Origin of the sequence: Streptomyces sp. 3214.6 (assembly GCF_900129855.1) — a bacterium.
GTDB lineage: Bacteria > Actinomycetota > Actinomycetes > Streptomycetales > Streptomycetaceae > Streptomyces > Streptomyces soliscabiei.
This window is the reverse complement of the sequence record NZ_LT670819.1, coordinates 8,786,667-8,808,457: the sequence shown is the minus strand read 5'-3', so window position 1 is coordinate 8,808,457 and position 21,791 is coordinate 8,786,667. Positions and strand designations below refer to the sequence as shown.

Below are 21,791 nucleotides of genomic sequence, written 5' to 3'. Positions count from 1 at the left end.
CGGCCCGCCCGCTCACTGTTGCCCCTCCGATGTCCGGTGCGGAGCCGGCGTCCGGTGCGGAGCGGCGAAGACGTCGCGGTGCCGGCGCCGCGGCCGCTCCAGCGTGCCGCAGGCGGACAGGAACTCCGGCCAGTACGCGGACCGGGCGGCGGTGTACAGCACCCGGAAGCGGGCCGCGTCCTCGGCGCTGCGCCCTGAGGCGTTCAAGGACATGGCCTGCCCGCCGGCCCGCTCCCTGAGCGTGATCGCCCGGCCGATGCCGTCGGCGAAGACTGGCACATCCGGAACGGCCAAGATCCCCTGGCCCGCTGGACGATTCATCAGGCCCCGGCGGCGGTGACGACGGCGTCGGTGGCGAAGCCGAGGACGAGGCCCAGCAGGACGCACCAGGTGGTCAGGGTCTTCAGGGCGGCCTTGCGCGCGACGGCCAGCAGCTCGACGACCACATAGAGGATCGACCCCGCGGCCAGCCCCAGGAAGGCGATCGACACCGTGTCGTTGACGAGGTGCTGGCCGACCACGGTGCCGAGGAAGGTCGGACCGCCGCCGATCAGGCCGAGCAGCAGCAGCGTGGACCATGAGGGTCGTTCGCCCTCGGCGGCCAGCGGGGCGACGATGCCGAACCCTTCGGTGGCGTTGTGCAGGCCGAAGCCGATGATGAGGAGTACGGCGAGGGAGAGTTCGCCCTGGGCGGCGGAGTTGCCGATGGCCAGGCCCTCGGCGAAGTTGTGCAGGCCGATGCCGGTGGCGATCATCAGCGCGAGCGAGCCGGCCTGGCTGCGGACTCCGGGGGCCAGCTCGGCGGACGCGGCGGCACCGGGGCCGACGGGTCGCCGGTCGGAGACCGCACGGCGGGCGATCCAGCCGTCGTAGTACACCAGGCTCATCAGCCCGACTCCGAGGCCCACGGCGAGGGTGAGGCCCCCGGAGGCCACGGTGCCCCAGTCGTGCTTGCCCAGCGCGTCGTCGACCGGCTCCCAGGCATGTGTCAGGACGTCCCAGACCAGGAATATCAGGATGCCGATGGCCACGGCGTTCAGACCTGCGCGCAGCCGTGGGTCCGGGTTGCGCAGGCGGCCGAGGGGCAGGCCGAGGTAGATGGTGAACCCTGCGATGGCGCCGAGCAGGGCCACCTGGGAACCGGACATAGGGGGACTCCAGTTGGATGAGCGGAGAAGTACACCCCGAACCTAGGCGAGGTAAGCCTTACCTAATAGGTTCTGTAGGCGATTTTGAGAAATGCTTGGCTTGTTCCTTGCGCTCCGCTCCGCCCCGCCCCGCCCCGCGGCGCGTTCTCGGGGTTCCTGGGCGGCAAGCTCGCCTACCGCTACGGCGTGCGGGTCGCGGACGAGAGCACGCAGGCCGAGGGATACGTGCCGGGCGACGCCGGCCGAGCCTGATCAGACCCGACCGCACCCTTCTCTCGGCGTCCGGTGCCGGTCGGCCGCCTGCCAACCATCCATCGCTGAGGAGTTCGTCATGGACATCGCCGCACTGATCGCCTGGGTGGTCACCGCCCTGGGCGGCTTCTACCTGCTCGGTACGTGGATCCGACGCGGCGGCATCCGGCAGCAGCAGTCCGGTGCCAGCCGCCTGCCCGCACCGGTGATCTTCGGGCACTTCGCGCTGGCCGCGATCGGCCTGGTGGTGTGGATCATCTACGTCGTGGCCGACAAGGACGCCCTGGCCTGGACCGCCTTCGGCCTGCTGCTGCCGGTCGCCCTGCTGGGTTTCACGATGCTGGCCCGCTGGATCCCCGTCCACCGGTCCCGTTCCTCGGTCACGGCCGCCCCGGCCGACGGCGCTGCGGGGACGGAGGGGACCGTTCCTGCCGAACGGCACTTCCCGCTGCCCGCGGTCCTGGCGCACGGCGTGCTCGGCCCCGGAGTCCTAGCTCAGACACCAGGGAGCAAGTAACCCGGTGGTGGGTTCAGGTCTTGGTGGTGGCGCTCTTCTTGGGCTGACGGGGGACGGTCTTGGTCTTGTCGAGGTGTCCGTACACCGTCGACCGGGGCACGCCGAGCATGTCGGCGATCTGCTGGACGGTTTTCTCCCGCTCGTCGTAGAGGCGTTGGGCGAGCGCGGCCTGGTCCGCTGTGAGCTTCGGCCGACGTCCGCCGACGCGGCCGCGCGCCCGTGCGGAGGCGAGCCTGTCGTTGGTGTTCGCCACGATCAGCTCGCGCTGGAGCTCGGCGAGCACCGACAGCATCCCGAACATCGCCCGGCCCTCCATCGTGGACGTGTCGATGCCCTGCTCGATGACGTGCAGCCCGATGCCGCGCTCACGCAGGTCCGCGCCGAGCATCACCATGTGGAGCACCGAGCGGGAGAGCCGGTCGAGCCGGGTGACCTTCAACGTGTCGCCCTCTCGCAGCAACTGGAGCACGAGGTCGAGCTTCGGCCGGGATGCCTTCGCGCCGCTGGCGGTGTCGACGTGGATGTTGTCGCGGTCGACGCCGGCCCGCAGCAGGGCGTCGATCTGATGATCGTGGTTCTGATCGGCGGTCAAGACCCGCGCGTAGCCGATGAGCGTATGTCGGAATCAATCGGCTCCACCGTTCACCGACGTTGATTTCCGACGCGAGTTGCCGACATTACCCACCTGCGGGTTCGTGATCACGGGCCCGAGTGTCGACAGACGGTCGTTTGCCGACACTTCGGTGGCCAGAACAGGCGAAGCGAATGGTGACCTCTCGCAGCAAGGCTGAGCGGTTCGCAGCGAAGATTGCTGACTGGCGGCTCTTCTCACCGATGGTTAAGTACGCAGATCAGGGCGATGCACCGAACGCCGGACAGTGGCAGCCCTGCGGCCCTGACCACCGAGGACGCTCAAGCGAGAGGTCACTCCATCGACGGGGTATGCATTGGCTCCAGTGATGACAGAGAGGGAACCTGTGAACGGTGAGGGCCCCATGCCGCAGTGGCACTTTCCGGAGGGCGATGGCCTTCCGGCGCGTCAGCTTGTAGAGGGGACCTTGGCCCCCATCGTCTTTCTCGACGCGCAGCTGCGCCATCTGTACGTCAATCCGGCGTGGGTCAAGGTCAGTGGCCTGCCAGCCGCCGCGTTCCTGGGACGAACTCTTGGGGAAGTGCTGCCGGACCTCCAAAGGCCGGACGACATTCTGTTGGAGGTGCTCGCCGACGGGGAACCTCGGGAGGCAACCATCTCAGGTACGACAGGGGTCTCCTCGCCGTTGGGGCAGCGTCTCTGGCGAGCGGTATATCACCGGGTGGATCTGCCCGGACAGGATGCGTGTCTGTGCGGGATCGGCGTGGAGATCAGTAATCTGCGCCGCTATCTGGACGACCTGGAGACTGCCCATCAGCGGCTTGCCCTGCTGGATGCCGCGGCCACGCGCGTCGGCACCACGCTCGACATCGAAATTACGTGCCAGGAGCTGGTCGACTTCCTGGCCCCCTCGCTGGCCGACATGGCCGCGGTGGGAATCGTAGAGGAAGAGTTCACCGGTGCTCCCCCGCCTCCTCCAGGCTTCCTGCGGCTGCGCAAGGTGAGGGGTTCAGCGCCCCCTGGGATGGAATGGCTGCTGCACCAGATGGGCGGACCAGGACCGTACGTCGACGTTCCCCGTGGCGTCGCCACACGGCATTGCCTGGACAGCGGGCGGCCATGGCTGGGCAACCTGGCTTCGGATGAGCTATTTGAGAAGGTGACCGTAGACCCCGAACGAACCAGAATCTTCCGCGCGGCCGGCATCCATTCGCTTCTCATCGCCCCCCTGATCACGGCAGGCCGCCCGGTCGGCGTCGTCCTTCTGGGTCGGGCAAGCGCATCGCAGCCCTTTGACGACGACGACATCGTGACGATCCAGGCTCTGGCCGACCGGGCCGCCCTTTCCATCGACAGCGCACGCCGCTACAGCTACGAACACACCATGGCGCTGGAACTCCAACGGGCCCTGCTGTCCGAACCCCGCACCCCCCATCCTGCTGTGGAAGTGGCCACCCGCTACCTTCCCTCCGGCCGCAGCGTCCTGGTCGGTGGGGACTGGTACGACTCAATTCCCCTGCCGGACTCCCGCACCCTGCTGGTCATGGGCGACGTGATGGGCCACGGCTTTCAGGCCGCTGTCGCCATGAGCCAGTACCGCTCCCTACTGCGCACCATTGCCACTGCCGGCACGGGTGTCGACAAGATCCTCGGCGAGTTCGACCGTCAGGTCGCGCAGCTCGGGCTGGACCGCCTCGCCACTTGTCTTCTCGCGGTCATGGATCCGCGGGCGGGCACCTGCACGGTGGCCAGCGCAGGGCATCTGCCGCCGGCCGTCCTGCGACCGGGCGGCAGCATCGAGGTCTTGTGGCTCCCGGCTGGTCCGCCCATCGGCACCGGACTCGGCGGCTACGAACCGCTCACCGTCCGGATGGACCGCGGCACCACGCTGGTGCTCTACACCGATGGACTGGTGGAACGACGCGGCACAGACATCGACGTATCGGTGCAGGCGCTTGAGGCGCTGAGCCTGCCCGCGGACGGCCCTCTGGACGACATGCTCGACACGTTCCTGGCCCGCCTGGCGAACGGTGCGTACGAGGACGACGTCGCGGTCCTCGCTGCCCGCCAGCACGACGAGACCGAGTGACCCGCACTACTCATGCTTGAGAATGACCCAACCTTCGCTGCGACAGGACAAATGGTTGGCGGTCGAGAGCGAGACCTTCGCACCCCAGAGGGTTCACGGGTGTCGGGCCAACCACTCCTGCAACTCGCGGTGGCGGAACTGATATGTGCTCCCGGATGTGCGCAGCAGCCCCGCGTCGCACGACCAGGCGAGGAAGTCTCCCAAGCGCCATGGCAGCCGTGCCCGTGCGCACAGCAAGAACGCTACGTATCGGCGACCGGCTGCCATCCGAATAGAACTGACCAAGAGCCCGAGCGCCAGCCCGTATGTCACGCCGGACTCAAGTCCTGACATGAACCCGCTTGCCGGGTCGTAGACAAGTGTTCCGTAGTTCGTCCCGGACGCCAGCGCCGACATGAGCCACTGCGAGCTCGGCGCGAGACCCTCTGCGAGTCCAAGTAAAAGGCTGAGCGTCGCTCCGTACGCCAGCGCGGAGAGAGCTCCGGCCAGCGTGTCAGCGCGCAGCGGCCCCCACGGATCGGGAGCATCCTGCGCTGCGTTGTCTCCCGGCCGCGTCGTGAGTGCGGCCACGATGCCGAAGACGAGCCCGACGGTGAGACTGAGCACGAACGCATACGTGACTGCGGCGCCAAAGGGCCCTCCGAACGTGAGGTCAGAATTGGCCACAGGGACAAGAACAAGGGCAAGCCCCACCGCGAGACCCGTCGCAAGCCCGACCATCACGCCCACCCTTCGTCGGCGAAAGGCCAGCCGGCGCCTCGCGGGTGTACCGCGCCTGGGCCATCGCATGGCAGCGGGTTGTGGTGTGCCGCGGCGCCCGGCTCTACAGACCAGAACAAACGCGACGGCGCCGATTCCGGCGGCAGCGACGTGCTTTCCCGTGGCGGAGGTCACCTGCGGGATCTGCCCATAGAACAGTGCCGCACCCGGCAAGAAGATCAGAAGAGACAAGGCCGCATCAACTGCGCGCACACACCATCGGCCAGCCAGTGGCCACAGCCTGTGAAGGATCAGCTCACTAGCCGGACCGGCCGTACCGCGCGACTCGGCGGTGGAATCTGCACCGGCTTCCAGGTACCGCGCCAGGCAGGCGAGCCAGCCGTGAACCTGAGACGAGGTGTAGTGCACAGCGGTCTGGGCGTGGACCTGTGTGGCGGCGGGGATGTACCGGGCGAGCAGGTGTTCGTCCAGTTCGGATGGGGACGTGCGTGCCAGCAGCTCGGAGGGGTCGCCGGCTTCGGCGTAGACGGTGGCGGCGAGGGTCAGCCGCCAGGGCGTCGACAGAGAACAGGCGAGTGCTCCGCCCGGGTGGGTGCGTAGAGCGTCAAGGATCGGATCCCAGCGTTCGGGGTGGCGGGCCCGGCGCGAGGTCAGATAAGCGTGCGCCTGCGTCGCGGTCACGGGAGCGAGTTCGATGCGGGCCGTGTCCAGCGCATGGTGCCCCGCCGCGGCCAGGTCTTCGTAGAAGGCGGTACGGCAGGTGAGCACGAAAGGCGCGCCCTCGACTCCGTCCTGGTAGGCATCCAGCGCCCTCAGCGCCTCCCGTGCTCTCGAATCGCGCAGGGGTGTGGCAGAGGCGTCCATCTCGTCGAGCCCATCCAGGACAGGCAGGATGCGGCCCTGCTCCACGAGATCTCGGGCCACCTGGGGATCGCGGTCGAAGTCCTGGATCAAGCGGCTGACAAGCCACTTCCTCAAGGGCACCGCGGGATCCCAACTGGCCAGGGCAACACGCACCGGCACCGGATCGTCGGCGGTCCGCTCCGCGAGGAGCGCCAGGAGCAGCTTTGTTGCCAGGACGGTCTTGCCGGCCCCAGGACCTCCGGTGATCACGACCCGACGCGGGTGAGTGGCCCGAAAATCATCGATCACCCCCTGCAGGTGTCCAGATGGCGCGGATGGTACGGACGCAGCACGGCTCTCGGTTGAGTGGAAGGAGAACGTGACGTCGATGGGCACCCGGTCCCCGCCGAGCAGTTGGTGCCACTGCGCGCCCTCAGAGTTCTTCACCCAGCCAGCCAGTCGATCGGCCGCGGTCTCCAGATCTGTCTCGGGCCGACGGCGCAGTGCGACGAGGCTCTGCACCACGCCAATCGTCCCGATCAGCAGCCCGATCACACTGGCCGTGTCCTGTGGCTTCAACTGGTTACGCGCCAGTGCTTGTCCCACCCACGCCGCGCACAGCATCACCATCAGCACCGCAGCAGTCAGCGCTGCCCGCCACGCGTACCGGTGCTGGCGCCCTCCAGCTTCCACAGTGTCGCCCCTGCTCAGCTGCGGGTGGGCTGACGTGCGGGAAGGCTGCCCAGGTCCAGGCGGGTGCCCATATCAAGCCGGAAGGTTCCGTACGGATTGATGTTCGACCAGAACAGCGCGGTCAGCCCGCGTCGATCCTCGTCGCTCAGCTTCTTCGCCCACGCCCGTTCGGCGAGCACCTGCTGGACTAGCAGGGTGTTGATGTGCACCAGACTCGACTGGAGAAGGTGCAGGGCGAGCATCGAGGTCTCGGCGTGCTCCTTGTCCGGGCCGGTCAGGGCGCCATCCTTGCCGCAATGCAGGACGGTGTTCGCCGAGTTCCAGTTCTCCACGACCTGGAGCCCGCCGTCGATCTCGCGGCGCAGGCCGGGACTGGCGAGGTAGTCGCATGCGAAGATCGTGCGCACCACGCGGCCCAGCTCTTCGAGGGCCTGGTAGATAGGGTGCTTAGGGCCGCCGCGGGTGAAGCGTCGCAGCACCTGTTCCGACTCCGCCGTGCCCAGGCGCAGGGCGGTGGCGTACTTGATCACCTGGTCGTACTGCTGGGCGATCAGGTCCCAGCGGATCGACCTGGTCAGCGAGCCACCGAGCGATGGCCAGCCGGGTGGGGTGTCGTCTGGCCGGTACAGGCGAATGCTGCCGATGTTCTTCAGCCGGGGCAGCAGGCGGAAGTTCAGCAGCTCGGTGAAGGCAAACCCGATGACGCTCGCGCCGTGCGTGTCGACGTAGTTCGACTCGATCTCGGCGTCCGTGCAGTGCCGTAGCAGGCCCTCGATCATCGCCGCGACCTCGGACGACGAACAGCTCTTGAGCTGGGAGTAGATGCAGACGTTCTTCCGCTCCACATGCCAGTGGATCATCACGCCGTTGCCACCGTAGCGGGCGTGGTACTCGGTCATGAAGTTCGACGACCAGGACCCGAACTTCTTCGAGTCCGACGCACATGCCGTGCCCTGGCCCCACCATGCGGTATCACGGGCGGCGAACGTGGCGTTCACCAGCCTGGTCACGGCGGCGCGCAGGTTGTCCACGGTGATGAAGTGCCGGCGCACGTGCCGCAGCGCGGCCTCCGTCTCGCCGTGCTCGCCAGTCGCCACGATCGCCCGGATGCCCATGTTCGTGCCCAGTGCGAATAGGGCGAGTAGCAGACGGCGCTGGAGGGTGGCGCGGTCGATGCGCTCGTAGGCGGTGACCGAGGTGAACTCGTCGGTGAAGGAGGTGAGGAAGTCGGCGTTCTTCAGCACGTCCAGGAGGTCGAGGACGCCCCACCGGCGTACGACCTCGTCCTTGAGGGCCTGGAGGCCGGTGGGGTCGTCCAGCGGCTCCAGCTTGGGCACGGTGATCCATGACTCGCCCTTGCGGGTGGTGACCTTCACCCCGCCCGCCGACCCGTCCGCGAGCGCCGCCGACAGCCGGGCCAGGCTGTCCGTCATCCGCCGCTTCAGGCTGGCGACGAACTCCCCCGGATCCATCGGCTGGCGGATCGCGGCGTAGTGCACGGTGCGGGTGGCCTCGAAGTCGCCGGGCAAGTCGTCCTCCGGGTTGCGCCAGCGCAGCCCGCCCTCGATGTAGATCTCGCGGCGGCGGATCGCATCCCGCAGCGCGACCAGGACACACAGCTCGTACGGGATGCGCTCGGCCTTGCCCTTGCCCTTGCCGTCGACGACGGCCTCGCGCCGGTCCTTGCGTACGACGCCGTCCATCGGCACCTCATCGGCGGGGTCGTAGAAGCGGGTCTTGCCGTCGACGTCGGTGTACTTGGCCAGCAGCTTCAGCGCGTCCATCACCGGCCGGTAGGCGGTGTTGTTGCACTTGAAGCCCAGTGTATTCAGCAGCGGCGGCAGCATCTGCCGGTAGTACGAGCTGTACGACGACCGGAGTGTGGTGCGGACCTTGGCCTTGAAGACCTTCTGGTTCGCCTTCGCCTCGGCGACCAGGTCACGCAACGTCTTCTCCCCGACCGGGTACAAAGCCGTGCGCACGATCTCGTCCGGCTTGCCGATCGCGGCGTCGGCGAGCCTGAAGAGGATCCCCTCCTTGCCACGGACCTTCTTCAGCTCCGCCGTCAACTGCTTCTCCACCCGCCGCTCGGCACGAGCGTTGATCTTCTGAACCAAGGCGACCAGCAAATCCACCAGAGCGTCAGTGATCTCCGCCTGCCGGGAGGAACACAGCGCCGCGAGCAGCGTGATCCGAACATCCTCAGCGGTGTCCCGGAAGTCCGAGGGATACATCTTGATCGCCCGCACCCTCCACGCGGCCAGCAGCTTCTCCGAGCAGTCCGCGAACAGCCCCTCGGGCAGGCCGAGCCTGCGGACATCGTTCAGCTTGGTGATCTCCGTCAGCAGGGATTCCAGCCCGACCGCGCCCGGGTCGCGCTTGAGCGCTGCCAGCAGGGCGGTGCCGTCCTCGTTGTCCTCCGCGACCAGCGCCAGCAGCCGGGCCGTACCCGCGTCGCCCAGGCGCTCGATGGTCCGGGTACAGAACGCCCTCTCCCACCGGCCCCGCGCGGCCACCAGGCCCGGTTCCCGGATTTCATTGAGGAGTTCCCACAGCCCGCCGTGGAGTACGTTGCCGGGCTGGTGAAGGGCCTCGATCTCGAAGAACTTGAGCATCAGGCAGAAGCCGAGTCGGGTCGGGCCGGACTTGTTCGCCACCAAGTCCCAGTCGCCATCCACCAGCGTCCAGTTCGCCACTACGTCTTCCGGCGACCACTCCTGCCGCACACCCGTCCCCTTGCTGTCGACCTCCGGGCGCTCACCCGGTCGGCTCAACGAGGTGCCCGACGTCGGGAAACGGCGGATCTGAACCGCCCTAACCTACCCGCGGGTTACTTGCTCCCTGGTGTCTGAGCCAGGACTCCGGGGCGTGCTCGCCGTGGCCACCCTCGTCGTGGTTCTGCTCACCGCCCTCGGTATCGGCGGCAGCTGATGTGAATGCGATTACCGAGTCCGCCGCACTCAAATGCGCGCATGGCCGCATATGCAGGCAAGTGAATTCGGCGAAGAAATAATGGCCGGCCTGTTCGCATTCACGATTCCTCCATGGCCGGTCGCCGGCGCGCTCGTCGCGGCGGTGGTCGTCGTCCTCGGGTATGCGTCGGGCATCGGCGCCCCCCGCCGGCCAGAGCGTGAACGTCGCCGCCCCTCCGGCTGCCGGGGCCCCATGGCGCCGTCCGACCGAAACGGTTCCGGCCCCACCGGCACCGATCCCGACGGTTCGGGGCGCGGAACGTCGGACGGCTCCTGGACACCGCCCGTCGGCGACATGTCCGCGGGCGGCGGCGCGCGTCATCCGTCGGCGTGACCGTCCCCGAGACGACGGTCGAGGTCGGCCGACTGACTCTGGGCTGGTTCCCGCGACGCTGACCCTGCGCGTCGTCGAACCCACCGACACCAGCCTCCTCGTCCTCGGCACCACTGGCGTTGCCTACGGCCCGCTGCGCCGCACCACCGGCTTCGCCCTGTCCCGCATCCGCCCCGCAGACCGCCTGTGTCTGCTCATCGCCGCGGAGTTCACATGCCGCGCCGCACGACGTGGAGACCACCTCGGGCCCGGCCTCGTTGCACTCGCCGATGCCGAACAAGGGCGGCAGCTGGAGCTACACCTTCACCACCGCCGGAACGTACGGCTACGTCTGCACCGTCCACCCCGGCATGACCGCGCGGATCGTCGTCACGGCGGCCGCCTGCGAGCGACTGCCCCACCGCGTCCACCACCCCCTGGACCCTCTGCTGGTCCTGGCCGGCGTCATCGCCGGCGTCGCCGTCCTGTGCCTGCTCCTGGTCGGCTCCCGCTCCGCCGCCGCGACAGCCACGCCCTCCGACGACGCGAAACAAAGCTGACGCCACCGGGACGCGGCAGGCGACGCGTGCGGCACCGGCCATCGGGGCCGCGAGCCGGACAACGGCGTCACTGCAACGTGATCTCCTCGCCGATGGCCCGATGGCGGGCAGCGGTGACGACCAGGCCCGCGGCCACGGCGTCCTGCACGGCAACCCCGACGGATTTATAGAGGGTGATCTGGTCCGTCGAGGCACGTCCCGCTCTGCTGCCGGAGACGAGTTCGCCCAGTTCGGCGTGAATATGCTCGGCCGTGATGAGACCGTCGCGGATCGGGGTCAGCAGGTCGTTGCTGCCCGCGGGGAAGGGGGCCAGCGCTGCCTGCCGCGATTCCACGCAGACCAGCGACTGGGCGATCGTGGCATCGTCGACCTCGCGTCCGGCCGGGTTGTACCCGACCGAGGTGATGTGCACCCCGGGCGCCAGCCAGGGGCGGCGGATCACCGGTTCGAGGGAGTGGGTGGTCGCGGCGGCGATGTCGGCGCCGTCGAGCGCCTCGGCGTAGGTGGACACCGCCCTGACGTCCGTCTCCAGTTCGGACGACAGTTCCTCGGCCAGGGCGGCTGCCTTCGCCGGGTCCCGGCCGGCCACGCGGATCTGCCGGATCGGGCGGACCCGGCACATGGCGCGGGCGTGGGACCGGGCCTGCACGCCGGTGCCCAGGACCGCCAGCACCGACGCGTCCTCGCGGGCCAGCAGCCGCGCGGACAGCGCCGAGCAGGCGCCGGTCCGCGCCGCGGTGATGGCCGTACCGTCCAGCAACGCCGCAGGCTCGCCGGTGTCCGGGTCGAACACCACGATCAGCGCCTGGTGGGTCGGCAGTTCGGTCCCGGCATTGCGCGGGAACAGGGAGACCAGCTTGCTCATGAGGACCCCGGCCGACGGCACGAAGCCGGGCATGGCCGCCAGGAACCCGTCGCGTCCGGGCACCAGGGCGGCGACCCGGTCGGGTGCCGACGCGCGGCCCGCGCTGAGGTCCGCCATCGCCGCGGCCAAGGCATCGATCAGTGTGTCCACATCGAGCAGAGCCTCGACCTGTGATCGCCCGAGAACAAGCATGCGGTGCAACCTCCGGAACGCGGTCATCCGGCCGACGACCGCTCCGTCGAAGCTTCGCCCGCAGCTTCCGACTCCCGGCTCCGACACGCCGCCTTCATGCGCACGTCCATCTCCAAGTGTTTTAGGGCCTGTCCGGCGGATCGTGCCGCAGACGCGGGGAATGGCATCGAGGTACGGCGGCCACGAGCCGAGCCGCGCCGAGCCAGGCCGGCGCCCCGGTTTTGGTCCTCCGGTCAGGCGCTGTGGGTCGATGTGCGTCAAAACGGCGTAAACAGATTTCGGTCAGATCCGCCCCCTCGTCCTTCGAGCGCCGACTGACCGTGTGGGCGACCCTTCCCTCAGCGCGGGGATCGGCATCGTGCCGCGCACCCCGACCTCCAGGCGGCTGCGCTCGCCTTTGGACATGCCCCGACCAGCGAGAAGCCGACGCCGAGCCGGGCGCCGCAGAAGGGTCACCGCGGGTCGTAGATCACTGCCGTACAGAAGCCGCGGCCGGAGGCCTGGCGAGCCGCCGGAGCCGCGCGGTGGTGTCAAGGCATCCGCAGGCCGTCACCGGCCGGTAGATCAAGTCTCAAAGCTTGAACACAAATTACACACATCCCCTCTTCATTACCGTGCCGCATGGTCTAGATTGACCGTGCTTCAGCGGTTCGAGCAGTAAGCGACCGCTAATGACCATACGTCCGGTGCTACAGAAAACCAGCAGTCTCGTCCCCGGCGCCGACGTGGGGGTGATCAACTCTGGGAGCCCGACAGGGGCCTTGGGTGCGGGGAGCACCCGAGGTTTTCGACGGGGTCCCTCGTACCCCGGGAGACGGGCAGGACCTGCGAGTCCGCTGCCGCCCGGGTGGGTTGTCCAAGTAACTCTGCAACAGCTGGCATGTCGTGCGCGGGAGGCGGGGGCCTCCCGAGGGGAGGAGGAGCGCGGCACAGGAGGCGGGGGCCTCCCGAGGGGAGGAACAGGACGGGGGGCGGGGGCCTCCCGGGGGGAGGAACAGTGTTGGGCGAACACGTCGAACCACTGGGGAACCTGGGGGGTTCTGTGCGGCAAGGGGGTGTAGTCAGCCCGTTTCCGTCGGCGCGCGACCATATGGCGAACGGGGCCATCAGCCGGCCCGCCATCGAATGGGAGCAGCGGTACCGCCGTACCGTGATCACCAGCGACACCGTGGCCACCGCGTTCGTGGTGGTGGCGATCGGGAACTTCTTCGGGGCCCGGGACGCGGCCAACTGGCACGAGAAATGGGTGATTCTCGCATTCGGCACCGAATTGCTGGTGCTGGGGGCGCTCGCGGTGAGCCGGTCGTGGGCTCCGGCCGTACTCGGCCAGGGTGCCGAGGAATTCCGCCGGCTCGGACGCTCACTGTTCACGGCGACCGTCGTACTGGCGCTCGGCGGGATCGCTCTCACTTCGCGCAACATCAAGCTCTGGATCTTCGTCGCGATCCCCGCGATCGCGATCGTCACCATGACCACGCGGTATCTGCTGCGCCTGTCGCTGCACAAACAGCGCAAGGAAGGCCGCTGCCTGAGACCGGTGCTCGCCGCCGGGAGCCCGGCCACCGTGCGCGACCTGATCACCCGGACCCGTAAATTCCCGCACCTCGGCTGGCGGGTGGACGCGGTGTGCACGACGGACGGTCTCGACCTCGACGGCGACCACGTGGACGGCGTGCCGATCGTGGGCCGCCTGGCCGACGTCGCCTACCACGTCCACCGCGACGGCTACCGTGTCGTCGCGGTCACCCCGGACCCGCACTGGTCACCGGACGGGCTGCAGCGGCTGGCGTGGAACCTTGAGGGCAGCGACGCCGAGATGGTCGTGGCCCCCGTGCTGATGGAGGTGGCCGGCCCGCGGCTGCACGTCGACGCGGTGCTCGGGATCCCGCTGCTGCGGGTCAGCATGCCGACTTTCACCGGGGGCCGCCGGGCGGTCAAAGGGGTGGTCGATCGAATAGGCGCAACGTTTCTGCTGATGTTGTTCGCGCCGCTGATGATGTTCGTCGCGCTGCTCGTGCTGGTGGACAGTCGGGGTGGGGCGTTCTACCGCCAGCGCAGGGTCGGCAAGGACGGCCGCGAGTTCACCATCCTCAAGTTCCGCACCATGGTCGCCGGGGCCGACCGGGCACGTGCCGAACTGGCCGACCGCAACGAGGGCGCCGGCCTGCTGTTCAAACTCCGTCGGGATCCGCGGGTGACCCGGGTGGGAGCGGTGCTGCGCCGGTACTCGCTCGACGAGCTCCCGCAGCTTTTCAACGTGCTCACCGGATCGATGTCGCTCGTCGGTCCGCGGCCCCCGCTGCCGGAGGAGTCCGCCGCGTACGGCCCGGACATCCGGCGGCGGCTGCTGGTCAAGCCTGGCCTCACCGGCCTGTGGCAGATCAGCGGACGCAGCGACCTGTCCTGGGAGGAGGCGGTACGCCTCGACCTGCGGTACGTGGAGGACTGGTCGCTCGCCCTGGACACAGTGATCTTGTGGAAGACGCTGCGTGCGGTGCTCTCAGGTCAGGGGGCGTACTGATGCGCGGGGGGCTGCAACTCGACGGTCCCGCCGAGAGGCGGACCGCAGGCCGCAAGGGCCTGCCTGGGGGGAGGAACAAGGCATGAGAGTCAGCGTTTTCGGCCTCGGCTACGTGGGTTGCGTGTCGGCCGCGTGCCTGGCCAGCATGGGGCACGAGGTCATCGGGGTGGACGTCAACCAGGTGAAGGTCGACCTGGTCAACGACGGTAAGGCCCCGGTTGTCGAGGAGCGGATCGGCGAGCTCATCGCCGAGGTCGTGCGGACCGGAGCGTTGCGTGCCACCGGCGATGTCCGCGAGGCCGTCATGGACAGCGAGGTGTCGCTGGTCTGCGTGGGCACGCCGTCGGAGCCCAACGGCAGCCTGTGCACCACGTACTTGGAGCGGGTCACCGAGCAGATCGGCGCCGCGCTGGCCGAGCGGGGCGGGCGGCACACCGTCGTGTTCCGCAGCACCATGCTCCCGGGCACCTGTCTGAACCTGCTGGTGCCGATCCTGGAGAAGTACGTCGGCGGCACGGCCGGGGTGGACATCGGGGTCGCGGTCAATCCGGAGTTCCTGCGCGAGGGCACGAGCGTGCGGGACTTCTTCGACCCGCCAAAGACCGTCATCGGCGAGCTCGACCCGGCAAGCGGCGACGCGGTGTTGGCGCTGTACGACGGCCTGCCCGGCGAGGTGTTCCGGGTGCCGGTCCCGACGGCCGAGGCGATCAAGTACGCGGACAACGCGTTCCACGGCCTCAAGATCGGCTTCGCGAACGAGCTGGGCGCGGTGTGCCAGGCGCTCGGAGTGGACTCGCACCAGGTGATGGACGTGTTCCTGGCCGACCGCAAGCTGAACATCAGCCCGGCCTATCTGCGGCCCGGCTTCGCCTTCGGCGGCTCCTGCCTGCCCAAGGACCTGCGCAGCCTGGTTCACGCGGCGCAGCGGGCCGACGTCTCGGTGCCCATCCTCGCCCATGTGCTGCCCTCCAACTCCGACCATCTGCAGCGCGCGGTGGAGCTGGTCGAGCGCACCGGCAAGCGCCGGGCGGGCCTGTTCGGGCTGTCCTTCAAACCCGGCACCGACGACCTCCGCGAGAGCCCGCTCGTCGAACTGGCGGAGCGGCTCTTCGGCAAGGGCTACGACCTGAAGATCTACGACGCCAACGTGAGCCTCTCGCGGCTGCTCGGCGCGAACCGCGAGTACATCGAGACCCGGCTGCCGCATCTCGCGCAACTGCTCGCGGACTCCGTCGAGGAGGTGCTCGACCACGCCGAGGTGTGCCTGGTCGGGACCAGGGATCCGGCCGTGCTGTCGGCGCTGCCCCATGGCACCGACGGCCCGCTGATCGTCGACCTCATCCACCTTCCCGACGCCGATGCGCGGCGGGCCGAACCGGGGTACATGGGCCTTGCTTGGTGACGCGAGAAGCGGCGACCGGCCGGACCGGCGCGCGCTGATCCTGGTGGAGAACCTGTCGGTGCCGTTCGACCGGCGGGTGTGGCAGGAGTGCACGACGCTGCGCGACGCGGGCTGGACGGTGCACGTCATCTGCCCCCAGGGGAGCAAGCGGGACACGGAACCGGAGGCCGTGATCGACGGGGTGCGGATCCACCGCTACCCGTTGCGCGCGGCCACCGGAGGGCCGGCCGGTTATCTGCGGGAGTACGGATCGGCGCTGTGGCACACGGTCCGGCTGGCCCGGAAGGTCGGCCCGGTCGACGTGGTCCACGCCTGCAACCCGCCCGACCTGCTGTTCCTGCCCGCCCTGTGGCTGAAGCGGCGCGGCGCGCGGTTCGTCTTCGACCAGCACGACCTGGTGCCCGAGCTGTACCTCTCCCGGTTCGGCCGCGGCAAGGACCTGCTCTACCGCGCCGTGTGCGCGCTGGAACGGCGGACCTACCGCGCCGCGGACATCGTGCTCGCCACCAACGAGAGCTACCGGGATGTCGCGGTGCGCCGTGGCGGCAAGCGACCGGCGGATGTCTTCGTGGTGCGCAGCGCGCCCGACGTCGACCGCTTCCACCCCGTGCCGCCGGAGCCGGAATTGAAGCGCGGCAAGCCGCATCTGCTGTGCTACCTCGGCGTCATGGGCCCGCAGGACGGCGTCGACTACGCGTTGCGGGCGCTGGCGAAACTGCGCGACGAGGTCGGGCGGACCGACTGGCACGCGGTGTTCGTCGGCGCCGGCGACACCTTCGACGCGATGGTGGAGCTGTCCCGGCGGCTCGGGCTCTCGGAGCAGGTGCAGTTCACCGGACGTATCCCGGACGCCGACCTGGTGCGCTACCTGTCCACCGCGGACGTATGCCTCTCCCCCGACCCGCACAACCCGCTCAACGACGTGTCCACCATGAACAAGGTCCTGGAGTACATGGTGATGGGCCGGCCGATCGTCTCGTTCGATCTGAAGGAGGCGCGGGTCTCCGCCGGTGACGCCGCCCTCTACGCGCCCGCCGACGACGAGAGCGAGTTCGCCGAACTCGTGGCGCTGCTGCTGGACGATCCGGAGCAGCGGGCCCGGATGGGCAAGATCGGCCAGGAGCGGGTCAACGGGCCGCTCTCCTGGCGGAACTCACAGGCGTCGCTGCTCGCCGCCTACACCGCTGCCTGCCGGGACCACGCTCCGGCGTCGGCGGGCAACCCGCACCAAGCAGGGAGAAGGCCGCACAGTTGAGCGATGACACCATACGCCTGGTCACGATCGGGCGGATCATCCGTCGGCGCCGGCGGCTTCTCACCCTTCTCGTCGCGCTGGGTGCCCTCGTCGGCTACGGCACCTCTTTGCTGATTCCGCCGCGTTACACGACGTCGGCGTCGGTCCTGCTGCCGGGGGCATGGGAGGAACGCGAGCTGCTGACGCAGACGGAGATCGCGACCAGTTCGGTGGTGGTCGACCGCGCGGCCGCCGCCCTGCACTGGACCGGCGCCAGCGGGAGCGAGCTGCGGGATCAGGTGAGCGCCGCGGCCGCCGACGGGAACATCATCAAGATCTCGGGCACGGCCGACACCCCGAAGCGCGCACAGCAGCTCTCCGACCAGGTGGCCCGGCAGTTCGTCGCCTTCACCGCGCAGATCGCCGGCGACAACACCACCCCCGAGACGGCGGCCCAGCCCGAGGCACTGCGGCAGCTGGTGACGCAGACCAGCCGCCGCATCAGCGAGCTGGCCGACGCCACCGATCCGGGGCGGACCGTGGAGAGCGTGCAGACCCGCACCGAGCTCGCCAAGCTGCGGACCGCGCTGCAGGACGCCGTCAACAAGCTGAACCAGGCGGCCGACCCGGCTGCCGGCAAGGCCAACATGGTCGTCATGGGGTCGGCGGCCCGGCCGACCGGCGAGGCGCCGCCGACGAGGGTGCAGCTCATCGCCGGCGGGGCACTGCTGTTCTTCCTGCTCGCGGTCATCGGCCATCTCACCGCCGCACGGATGAGTCGCCGACCGCGCACCGAAGGGGAGATCGCGGCGGCGCTCGGCTCGGCGCTGCTGGGCACCGTCGACGTGCCCGGTGAACAGCCCGCGCACCGGCCGCAAGGCCGTGGCGCGCGAGCCCGGATCCGCCGGCTGCTGGGCGCCGACGTCCGGTGGGACCTACCCACCCCGCAGACCTCCGGCGACGAGGCCGGCAGACAGATCCGCTACCGGCGGGTGTGCGCCCGTATCCGGGACCGACTACCGGCTCCCCGGCGGCTGCTGGTCGTCGTACCGGACGGCGACGAGATCGCATACCTGGCCGCCGGGCAGCTCGCCGCCGAAGCCGGCGGCGATCCGCTGCTGCGGGTGGTGGAGGTTTCGGTGTCCCAGCCGATGGTGGCGGACCGCGACCTCGAGTCCGGCGCCCTGGTCGTGCTCAGTGCGGGCAACTGGACCGCAGGAGAGCTCGCCGGCCTCGCCGACGCGTGTGCGGACGCGGGGCACGAAATCGTCGGCATCGTCCTCGCCGGCGTGGTCCGGGCCCGCCCGACGCGGTCCGCCGGTCATCCACGGCATGCCGCCACGCCGGCGCTCGCGGTCGGCAACGACGCGACGGGAGGTTCAAGGTGACCACGAGCACGACTTCGGAGTCGTCGACCGCCGCTCCGCTGCTGGACCTGCAGTCACTGGTGGTGGCGGTGCGCAGGCGCCGCCGCCTCTGGTGCTCCATGGCACTGCTGGGGCTGTTCGCCGGCGTGGCGGTGGCGGTCCTGCTGCCGCCGCCACCGAGCGCGGTGACCAAGGTGCTGGTCGCCCATCAGGAGGACCAGCCGAACGACCCCGGCACGCTGATCCGCACCGACGTCGCGCTGCTGCAGACCACGCGGATCGCCGACGCGGCCCTGCAGTCCCTCAAGTCCTCGGAAAAACCGGAGGACTTCATGCAGGACTACGGGGGTGCCGGCCTGACCAACAACCTGCTGCAGATCAATGTGACGGGCGCCAGCGACGCGGAAGCGGTGGCCCGCGCCAAGGCCCTGGCCGATGCGTTCATCGCGGACCACGTGAGGCGGATACAGCAGGCCGCGGACGCCCAGGCCATGGCCCTGCTCGCCCAGCGTGACCGACTGCAGGACGAACTCGCCCAGGTCAACGCGTCGATCGGCGACGCTTCGCCGGACAGCGGACCGAAGGGGTCGGCGAACCTGGAGTCGCTCTTCGCCCGCCGGGCCGAGCTCACCTCGCGGATCACCGATTTCGGCCAGCGTGCCGCGGAGGCGCGCGTAGGCACGCCGCAGCTCATCGCCGGCACACAGATCGTGGACGCCCCGCGCGCGGTGGCGCATTCCCTGCCCAGGACCGCTGCCACCGACGCCGCGATCGGACTCGTCCTCGGGCTCGCCCTCGGGCTCGCGGTGGCCGCGGTCGGCACGGTGGTGGCGGACCGCCCCGTGCTGCGCCGGGAGATCGCGGCGAACCTCGGCGTCTCCGTCATCGCGGAGCTGCCGAGCCGGTCGGCCGGGCCGTGGCAGCGCCGACGGATCCGAGCCGCACGCGAACGGCTCACCGCGTCCCTGGCCCGCACCGTGCGCGGTTCCGCGGAACCGGTGTCGCTGCTGGAGCTGGGCTCTGCGCGCAGCACAAGCGTGATCGCCCTGGACCTCGCCGGAGCACTGGCGGCGGACGGGCCCGTCGTTGTCATCGACGCTCTGCCCGGCCAGGAGCTCGCCGGCCGCCGCCCGAAACCGGGGGACCCGACCGTGGTCAGCGGCGAACATGCCACGGCCGTCTCGCACGAGGAACTCCGGCTCGGTGTCGGCTCGGTGGCGCCCGGCACGGCGTGGACCGACCTCCAGTACCTCGGCACTCGGTCCGTGCTCGTCGTGCGCGCGGGGCACGGCAGCGCCGCCTGGCTGCACACCGTGGCACGACAGCTCGCCGATCAGCGCATCGCGGTGATCGGTGTGGTGCTGATCGACCCCGATCCGCGTGACCGGACCGACGGCACCCTGTGGGACGGGCTGCACACCGCGCTGCGCGGTGTGCACGAGCGGCCGGCCCGACACAACGGTGGGGGTACCTCCCATGCCGTTCAGGCAGTGGGGGACGGCCGACGGCAGACGGAGCGGCTGCCGATGTGGGCGGCACGGGTCCCGGACAACGACCAGGAAGCGCGGTAGGACATGTGTGGAATCGCAGGCACTTACCGATGGCCGGACGGGAAGGCCGTGGCCGACCGGCTCACCGACACCCTCGCCCACCGCGGTCCGGACGCGGGGGGACGGTACGGCCACGCCGCCGGTGACGGCGAAGTACACCTCGGGCACCGCCGGCTGGCCATCATCGACCTGTCCGAGACCGGCGCCCAGCCGATGGTCTCGGGCGGCCTCGCCCTGACGTACAACGGCGAGCTGTACAACGCGCCCGAGCTGCGTGCCGAGCTGGCGGCCACCGGGGTGCGCTTCCGCGGCACCTCCGACACCGAGGTGCTGCTGGAGGCCTGGCGGCGCTGGGGCACGGACTGCCTGCCCCGGCTGCGTGGCATGTTCGCGTTCGGGATCTTCGACGAGCGGACCGGTGACCTGGTGCTCGCCCGGGACCAGCTCGGCATCAAGCCGCTGTTCCTGCTCCGGCGCGGCGAGGGTCTGGTGTTCGCGTCGGAGCTCAAGGCGCTCGCCGCCGTGACCGGCGGGTCGCTGCAGGTGGACCCGGCGGCGCTGGTGGCCTCGCTGCTGTACTACTGGGTGCCGGACTCACGGTGCGCGTTGCGCGAAGCGGAGAAGCTGCCGCCGGGGAGCTGGCTCAGGTGCCGGCCCGACGGCCGGGTGGAGCGCGGCCGGTTCTGGAACCTGAGGGACGTCGCCGCCGAGGGCCGGGAGCGGGCCCGCAGCGGCGAGCAGCCGGACCTCGCTGCCGTCGTCGAGGAGTCGACCCGGCGCCATCTGATGGCCGACGTGCCCGTGGCGACCTTCCTCTCCGGCGGCCTCGACTCCAGCTATCTGACCGCGCTGGCGGCCCGCCACCAACCGGGGATCTCCGCCTACACGATCGGCTTCCGCGCCGAGGACGCCAGGTTCGAGGCGATGCCGGACGACCTGCGCTATGCCCGGCAGGTGGCCCAGCGGTTCGGCGTCGACCTGCACGAGATAGAGATCGCTCCGAACGTGCTCGACCTGCTGCCGCAGATGACGTACCACCTGGACGAGCCCATCGGCGACCCCGCGGCGATCAACACGTTCCTGATCTGCTCGGCCGCCCGGGAGGCCGGGGTCAAGGTGATGCTCTCGGGGATGGGCGCCGACGAGCTGTTCGCCGGCTACCGCAAGCACCTGGCCAACCTGCTCGCGCTGCGCTACCAGCGCGTCCCACGGCCCCTGCGGCGTGGCCTGTCCGCGGCCGTGGACCGGCTGCCGGTCGCCTCGGCCCGCCGGGGATACCGGTCGGTGCGCTTCGCGAAGCGATTCCTCTCCTTCGCCGATCTGCCGGAGGAGACCGCGTTCCGGCGCAGCTACACCATGTACGACCAGGACGAGCTGCTCGCCCTGATCGACCCGGACCTGGCCGGGACGGTCGACGACGTGCTGACCGAGCACGCGGACGTCTACCGGGACAACGACCTCGACGACTTCGTCAACCGCATGTGCCTGGGCGACGCCCGGATGTTCCTGCCGGGCCTCAACCTCACGTACACGGACCGCTCCAGCATGGCCGCGTCGACCGAGGTACGGACGCCGTACGTGGACGTCGAGGTGGTCAAGGCGGCGTTCGCGATCCCCGGCGACCGCAAGATCGTCGGACGGCAGGGCAAGGCCGTCCTCAAGGAGGCGGCCGCCTCGATCCTGCCCCGGGAGATCGTGTACCGGCCCAAGGGCCTGTTCAGCGCCCCGCTGCGCGCCTGGATGAGCCGGGATCTGGCGCCGCTGGTGCGCGAGGTGGTCAACGACGGCGTGCTCGTCCGTTCCGGGTTCCTGCGCCGCGACGCGCTGGCGCGGATGGTCGCCGAGGACGCCGCCGGACAGCGGGACTTCTCCAAGCATCTGTGGCATGTGCTGACCCTCGAGTACTGGTATCGCGGCGCGACCTCCCGGGCCGGCCAGAACTCGTCCTTGACGGCGTAGAG

Annotated in this window: 17 protein-coding genes; 11 read left to right on the top strand and 6 right to left on the bottom strand. The window is 69.7% G+C overall.

The window, feature by feature from the left end; all coding sequences use genetic code 11:
• Nucleotides 1–12: 12 nt before the first annotated feature.
• Nucleotides 13–321: a Chromate resistance protein ChrB gene (locus B5557_RS39700; protein ID WP_331716810.1), complete on the bottom strand. Its 309-nt coding sequence runs from the start codon at nt 319–321 to the stop codon at nt 13–15.
• Complete coding sequence (locus B5557_RS39695) at nt 321–1,148, bottom strand: ZIP family metal transporter (protein ID WP_079664034.1); 828 nt, start codon at nt 1,146–1,148, stop codon at nt 321–323. The genes B5557_RS39700 and B5557_RS39695 overlap by 1 nt, the downstream gene beginning before the upstream one ends.
• Before the next feature lie 84 nt (nt 1,149–1,232).
• Here B5557_RS39695 and B5557_RS44025 point away from each other — a divergent pair, with 84 nt between their 5' ends.
• Nucleotides 1,233–1,400, top strand: coding sequence for a hypothetical protein (locus B5557_RS44025; protein ID WP_159424481.1), 168 nt, complete (start codon nt 1,233–1,235; stop codon nt 1,398–1,400).
• Between the two features lie 79 nt (nt 1,401–1,479).
• Nucleotides 1,480–1,917 carry a hypothetical protein gene (locus B5557_RS39690; protein ID WP_079664033.1) on the top strand — a complete coding sequence of 146 codons (438 nt, stop codon included), beginning with the start codon at nt 1,480–1,482 and terminating at the stop codon, nt 1,915–1,917.
• Nucleotides 1,918–1,930: 13 nt separating this feature from the next.
• Here B5557_RS39690 and B5557_RS39685 read toward each other — a convergent pair whose 3' ends face one another.
• Complete coding sequence (locus B5557_RS39685; protein ID WP_079664032.1) at nt 1,931–2,527, bottom strand: recombinase family protein; 597 nt, start codon at nt 2,525–2,527, stop codon at nt 1,931–1,933.
• Between the two features lie 349 nt (nt 2,528–2,876).
• Between B5557_RS39685 and B5557_RS39680 the strand changes: the two genes are divergently transcribed.
• Complete coding sequence (locus B5557_RS39680; RefSeq protein ID WP_143688278.1) at nt 2,877–4,598, top strand: SpoIIE family protein phosphatase; 1,722 nt, start codon at nt 2,877–2,879, stop codon at nt 4,596–4,598.
• A gap of 93 nt (nt 4,599–4,691) precedes the next feature.
• Here the strand turns inward: B5557_RS39680 and B5557_RS39675 are convergent, their stop codons facing one another.
• The gene (locus B5557_RS39675; RefSeq protein ID WP_231976510.1) at nt 4,692–6,791 is read right to left on the bottom strand and encodes an NACHT domain-containing protein; all 2,100 of its coding nucleotides are present in this window, start codon (nt 6,789–6,791) and stop codon (nt 4,692–4,694) included.
• Between the two features lie 77 nt (nt 6,792–6,868).
• On the bottom strand, nt 6,869–9,580 hold the full coding sequence (locus tag B5557_RS39670) for a Tn3 family transposase (RefSeq protein WP_079664029.1): 2,712 nt from the start codon (nt 9,578–9,580) through the stop codon (nt 6,869–6,871).
• Nucleotides 9,581–9,818: 238 nt separating this feature from the next.
• On the opposite strand from B5557_RS39670, the gene B5557_RS39665 reads away from it, so the two are divergent.
• Both B5557_RS39665 and B5557_RS39660 read left to right on the top strand, forming a co-directional pair.
• A complete protein-coding gene (locus B5557_RS39665) occupies nt 9,819–10,160 on the top strand; it encodes a hypothetical protein (RefSeq protein ID WP_143688277.1) in 342 nt (113 codons plus the stop codon).
• 230 nt (nt 10,161–10,390) lie between these two features.
• Nucleotides 10,391–10,699 carry a cupredoxin domain-containing protein gene (locus tag B5557_RS39660; protein WP_231976148.1) on the top strand — a complete coding sequence of 103 codons (309 nt, stop codon included), beginning with the start codon at nt 10,391–10,393 and terminating at the stop codon, nt 10,697–10,699.
• A gap of 67 nt (nt 10,700–10,766) precedes the next feature.
• Here the strand turns inward: B5557_RS39660 and B5557_RS39655 are convergent, their stop codons facing one another.
• Nucleotides 10,767–11,756 (bottom strand): ornithine cyclodeaminase family protein, encoded by a 990-nt coding sequence (locus tag B5557_RS39655; protein ID WP_079665245.1) that lies wholly within the window; start codon nt 11,754–11,756, stop codon nt 10,767–10,769.
• A 1,042-nt stretch (nt 11,757–12,798) separates the two neighbouring features.
• Between B5557_RS39655 and B5557_RS39650 the strand changes: the two genes are divergently transcribed.
• From B5557_RS39650 to asnB, 6 genes are all read left to right on the top strand, one after another.
• Nucleotides 12,799–14,277 (top strand): sugar transferase, encoded by a 1,479-nt coding sequence (locus B5557_RS39650; RefSeq protein ID WP_099938289.1) that lies wholly within the window; start codon nt 12,799–12,801, stop codon nt 14,275–14,277.
• A gap of 82 nt (nt 14,278–14,359) precedes the next feature.
• On the top strand, nt 14,360–15,679 hold the full coding sequence (locus tag B5557_RS39645) for a nucleotide sugar dehydrogenase (protein ID WP_079664025.1): 1,320 nt from the start codon (nt 14,360–14,362) through the stop codon (nt 15,677–15,679).
• Nucleotides 15,669–16,934 (top strand): glycosyltransferase family 4 protein, encoded by a 1,266-nt coding sequence (locus tag B5557_RS39640; RefSeq protein WP_079665244.1) that lies wholly within the window; start codon nt 15,669–15,671, stop codon nt 16,932–16,934. The genes B5557_RS39645 and B5557_RS39640 overlap by 11 nt, the downstream gene beginning before the upstream one ends.
• On the top strand, nt 16,931–18,301 hold the full coding sequence (locus B5557_RS39635; protein WP_079664024.1) for a Wzz/FepE/Etk N-terminal domain-containing protein: 1,371 nt from the start codon (nt 16,931–16,933) through the stop codon (nt 18,299–18,301). Before B5557_RS39640 ends, B5557_RS39635 begins: the two co-directional genes overlap by 4 nt.
• On the top strand, nt 18,298–19,851 hold the full coding sequence (locus tag B5557_RS39630) for a Wzz/FepE/Etk N-terminal domain-containing protein (RefSeq protein WP_079664023.1): 1,554 nt from the start codon (nt 18,298–18,300) through the stop codon (nt 19,849–19,851). The genes B5557_RS39635 and B5557_RS39630 overlap by 4 nt, the downstream gene beginning before the upstream one ends.
• A 3-nt stretch (nt 19,852–19,854) precedes the next feature.
• A complete protein-coding gene (gene asnB, locus B5557_RS39625) occupies nt 19,855–21,789 on the top strand; it encodes an asparagine synthase (glutamine-hydrolyzing) (RefSeq protein ID WP_079664022.1) in 1,935 nt (644 codons plus the stop codon).
• Nucleotides 21,790–21,791: the final 2 nt, after the last annotated feature.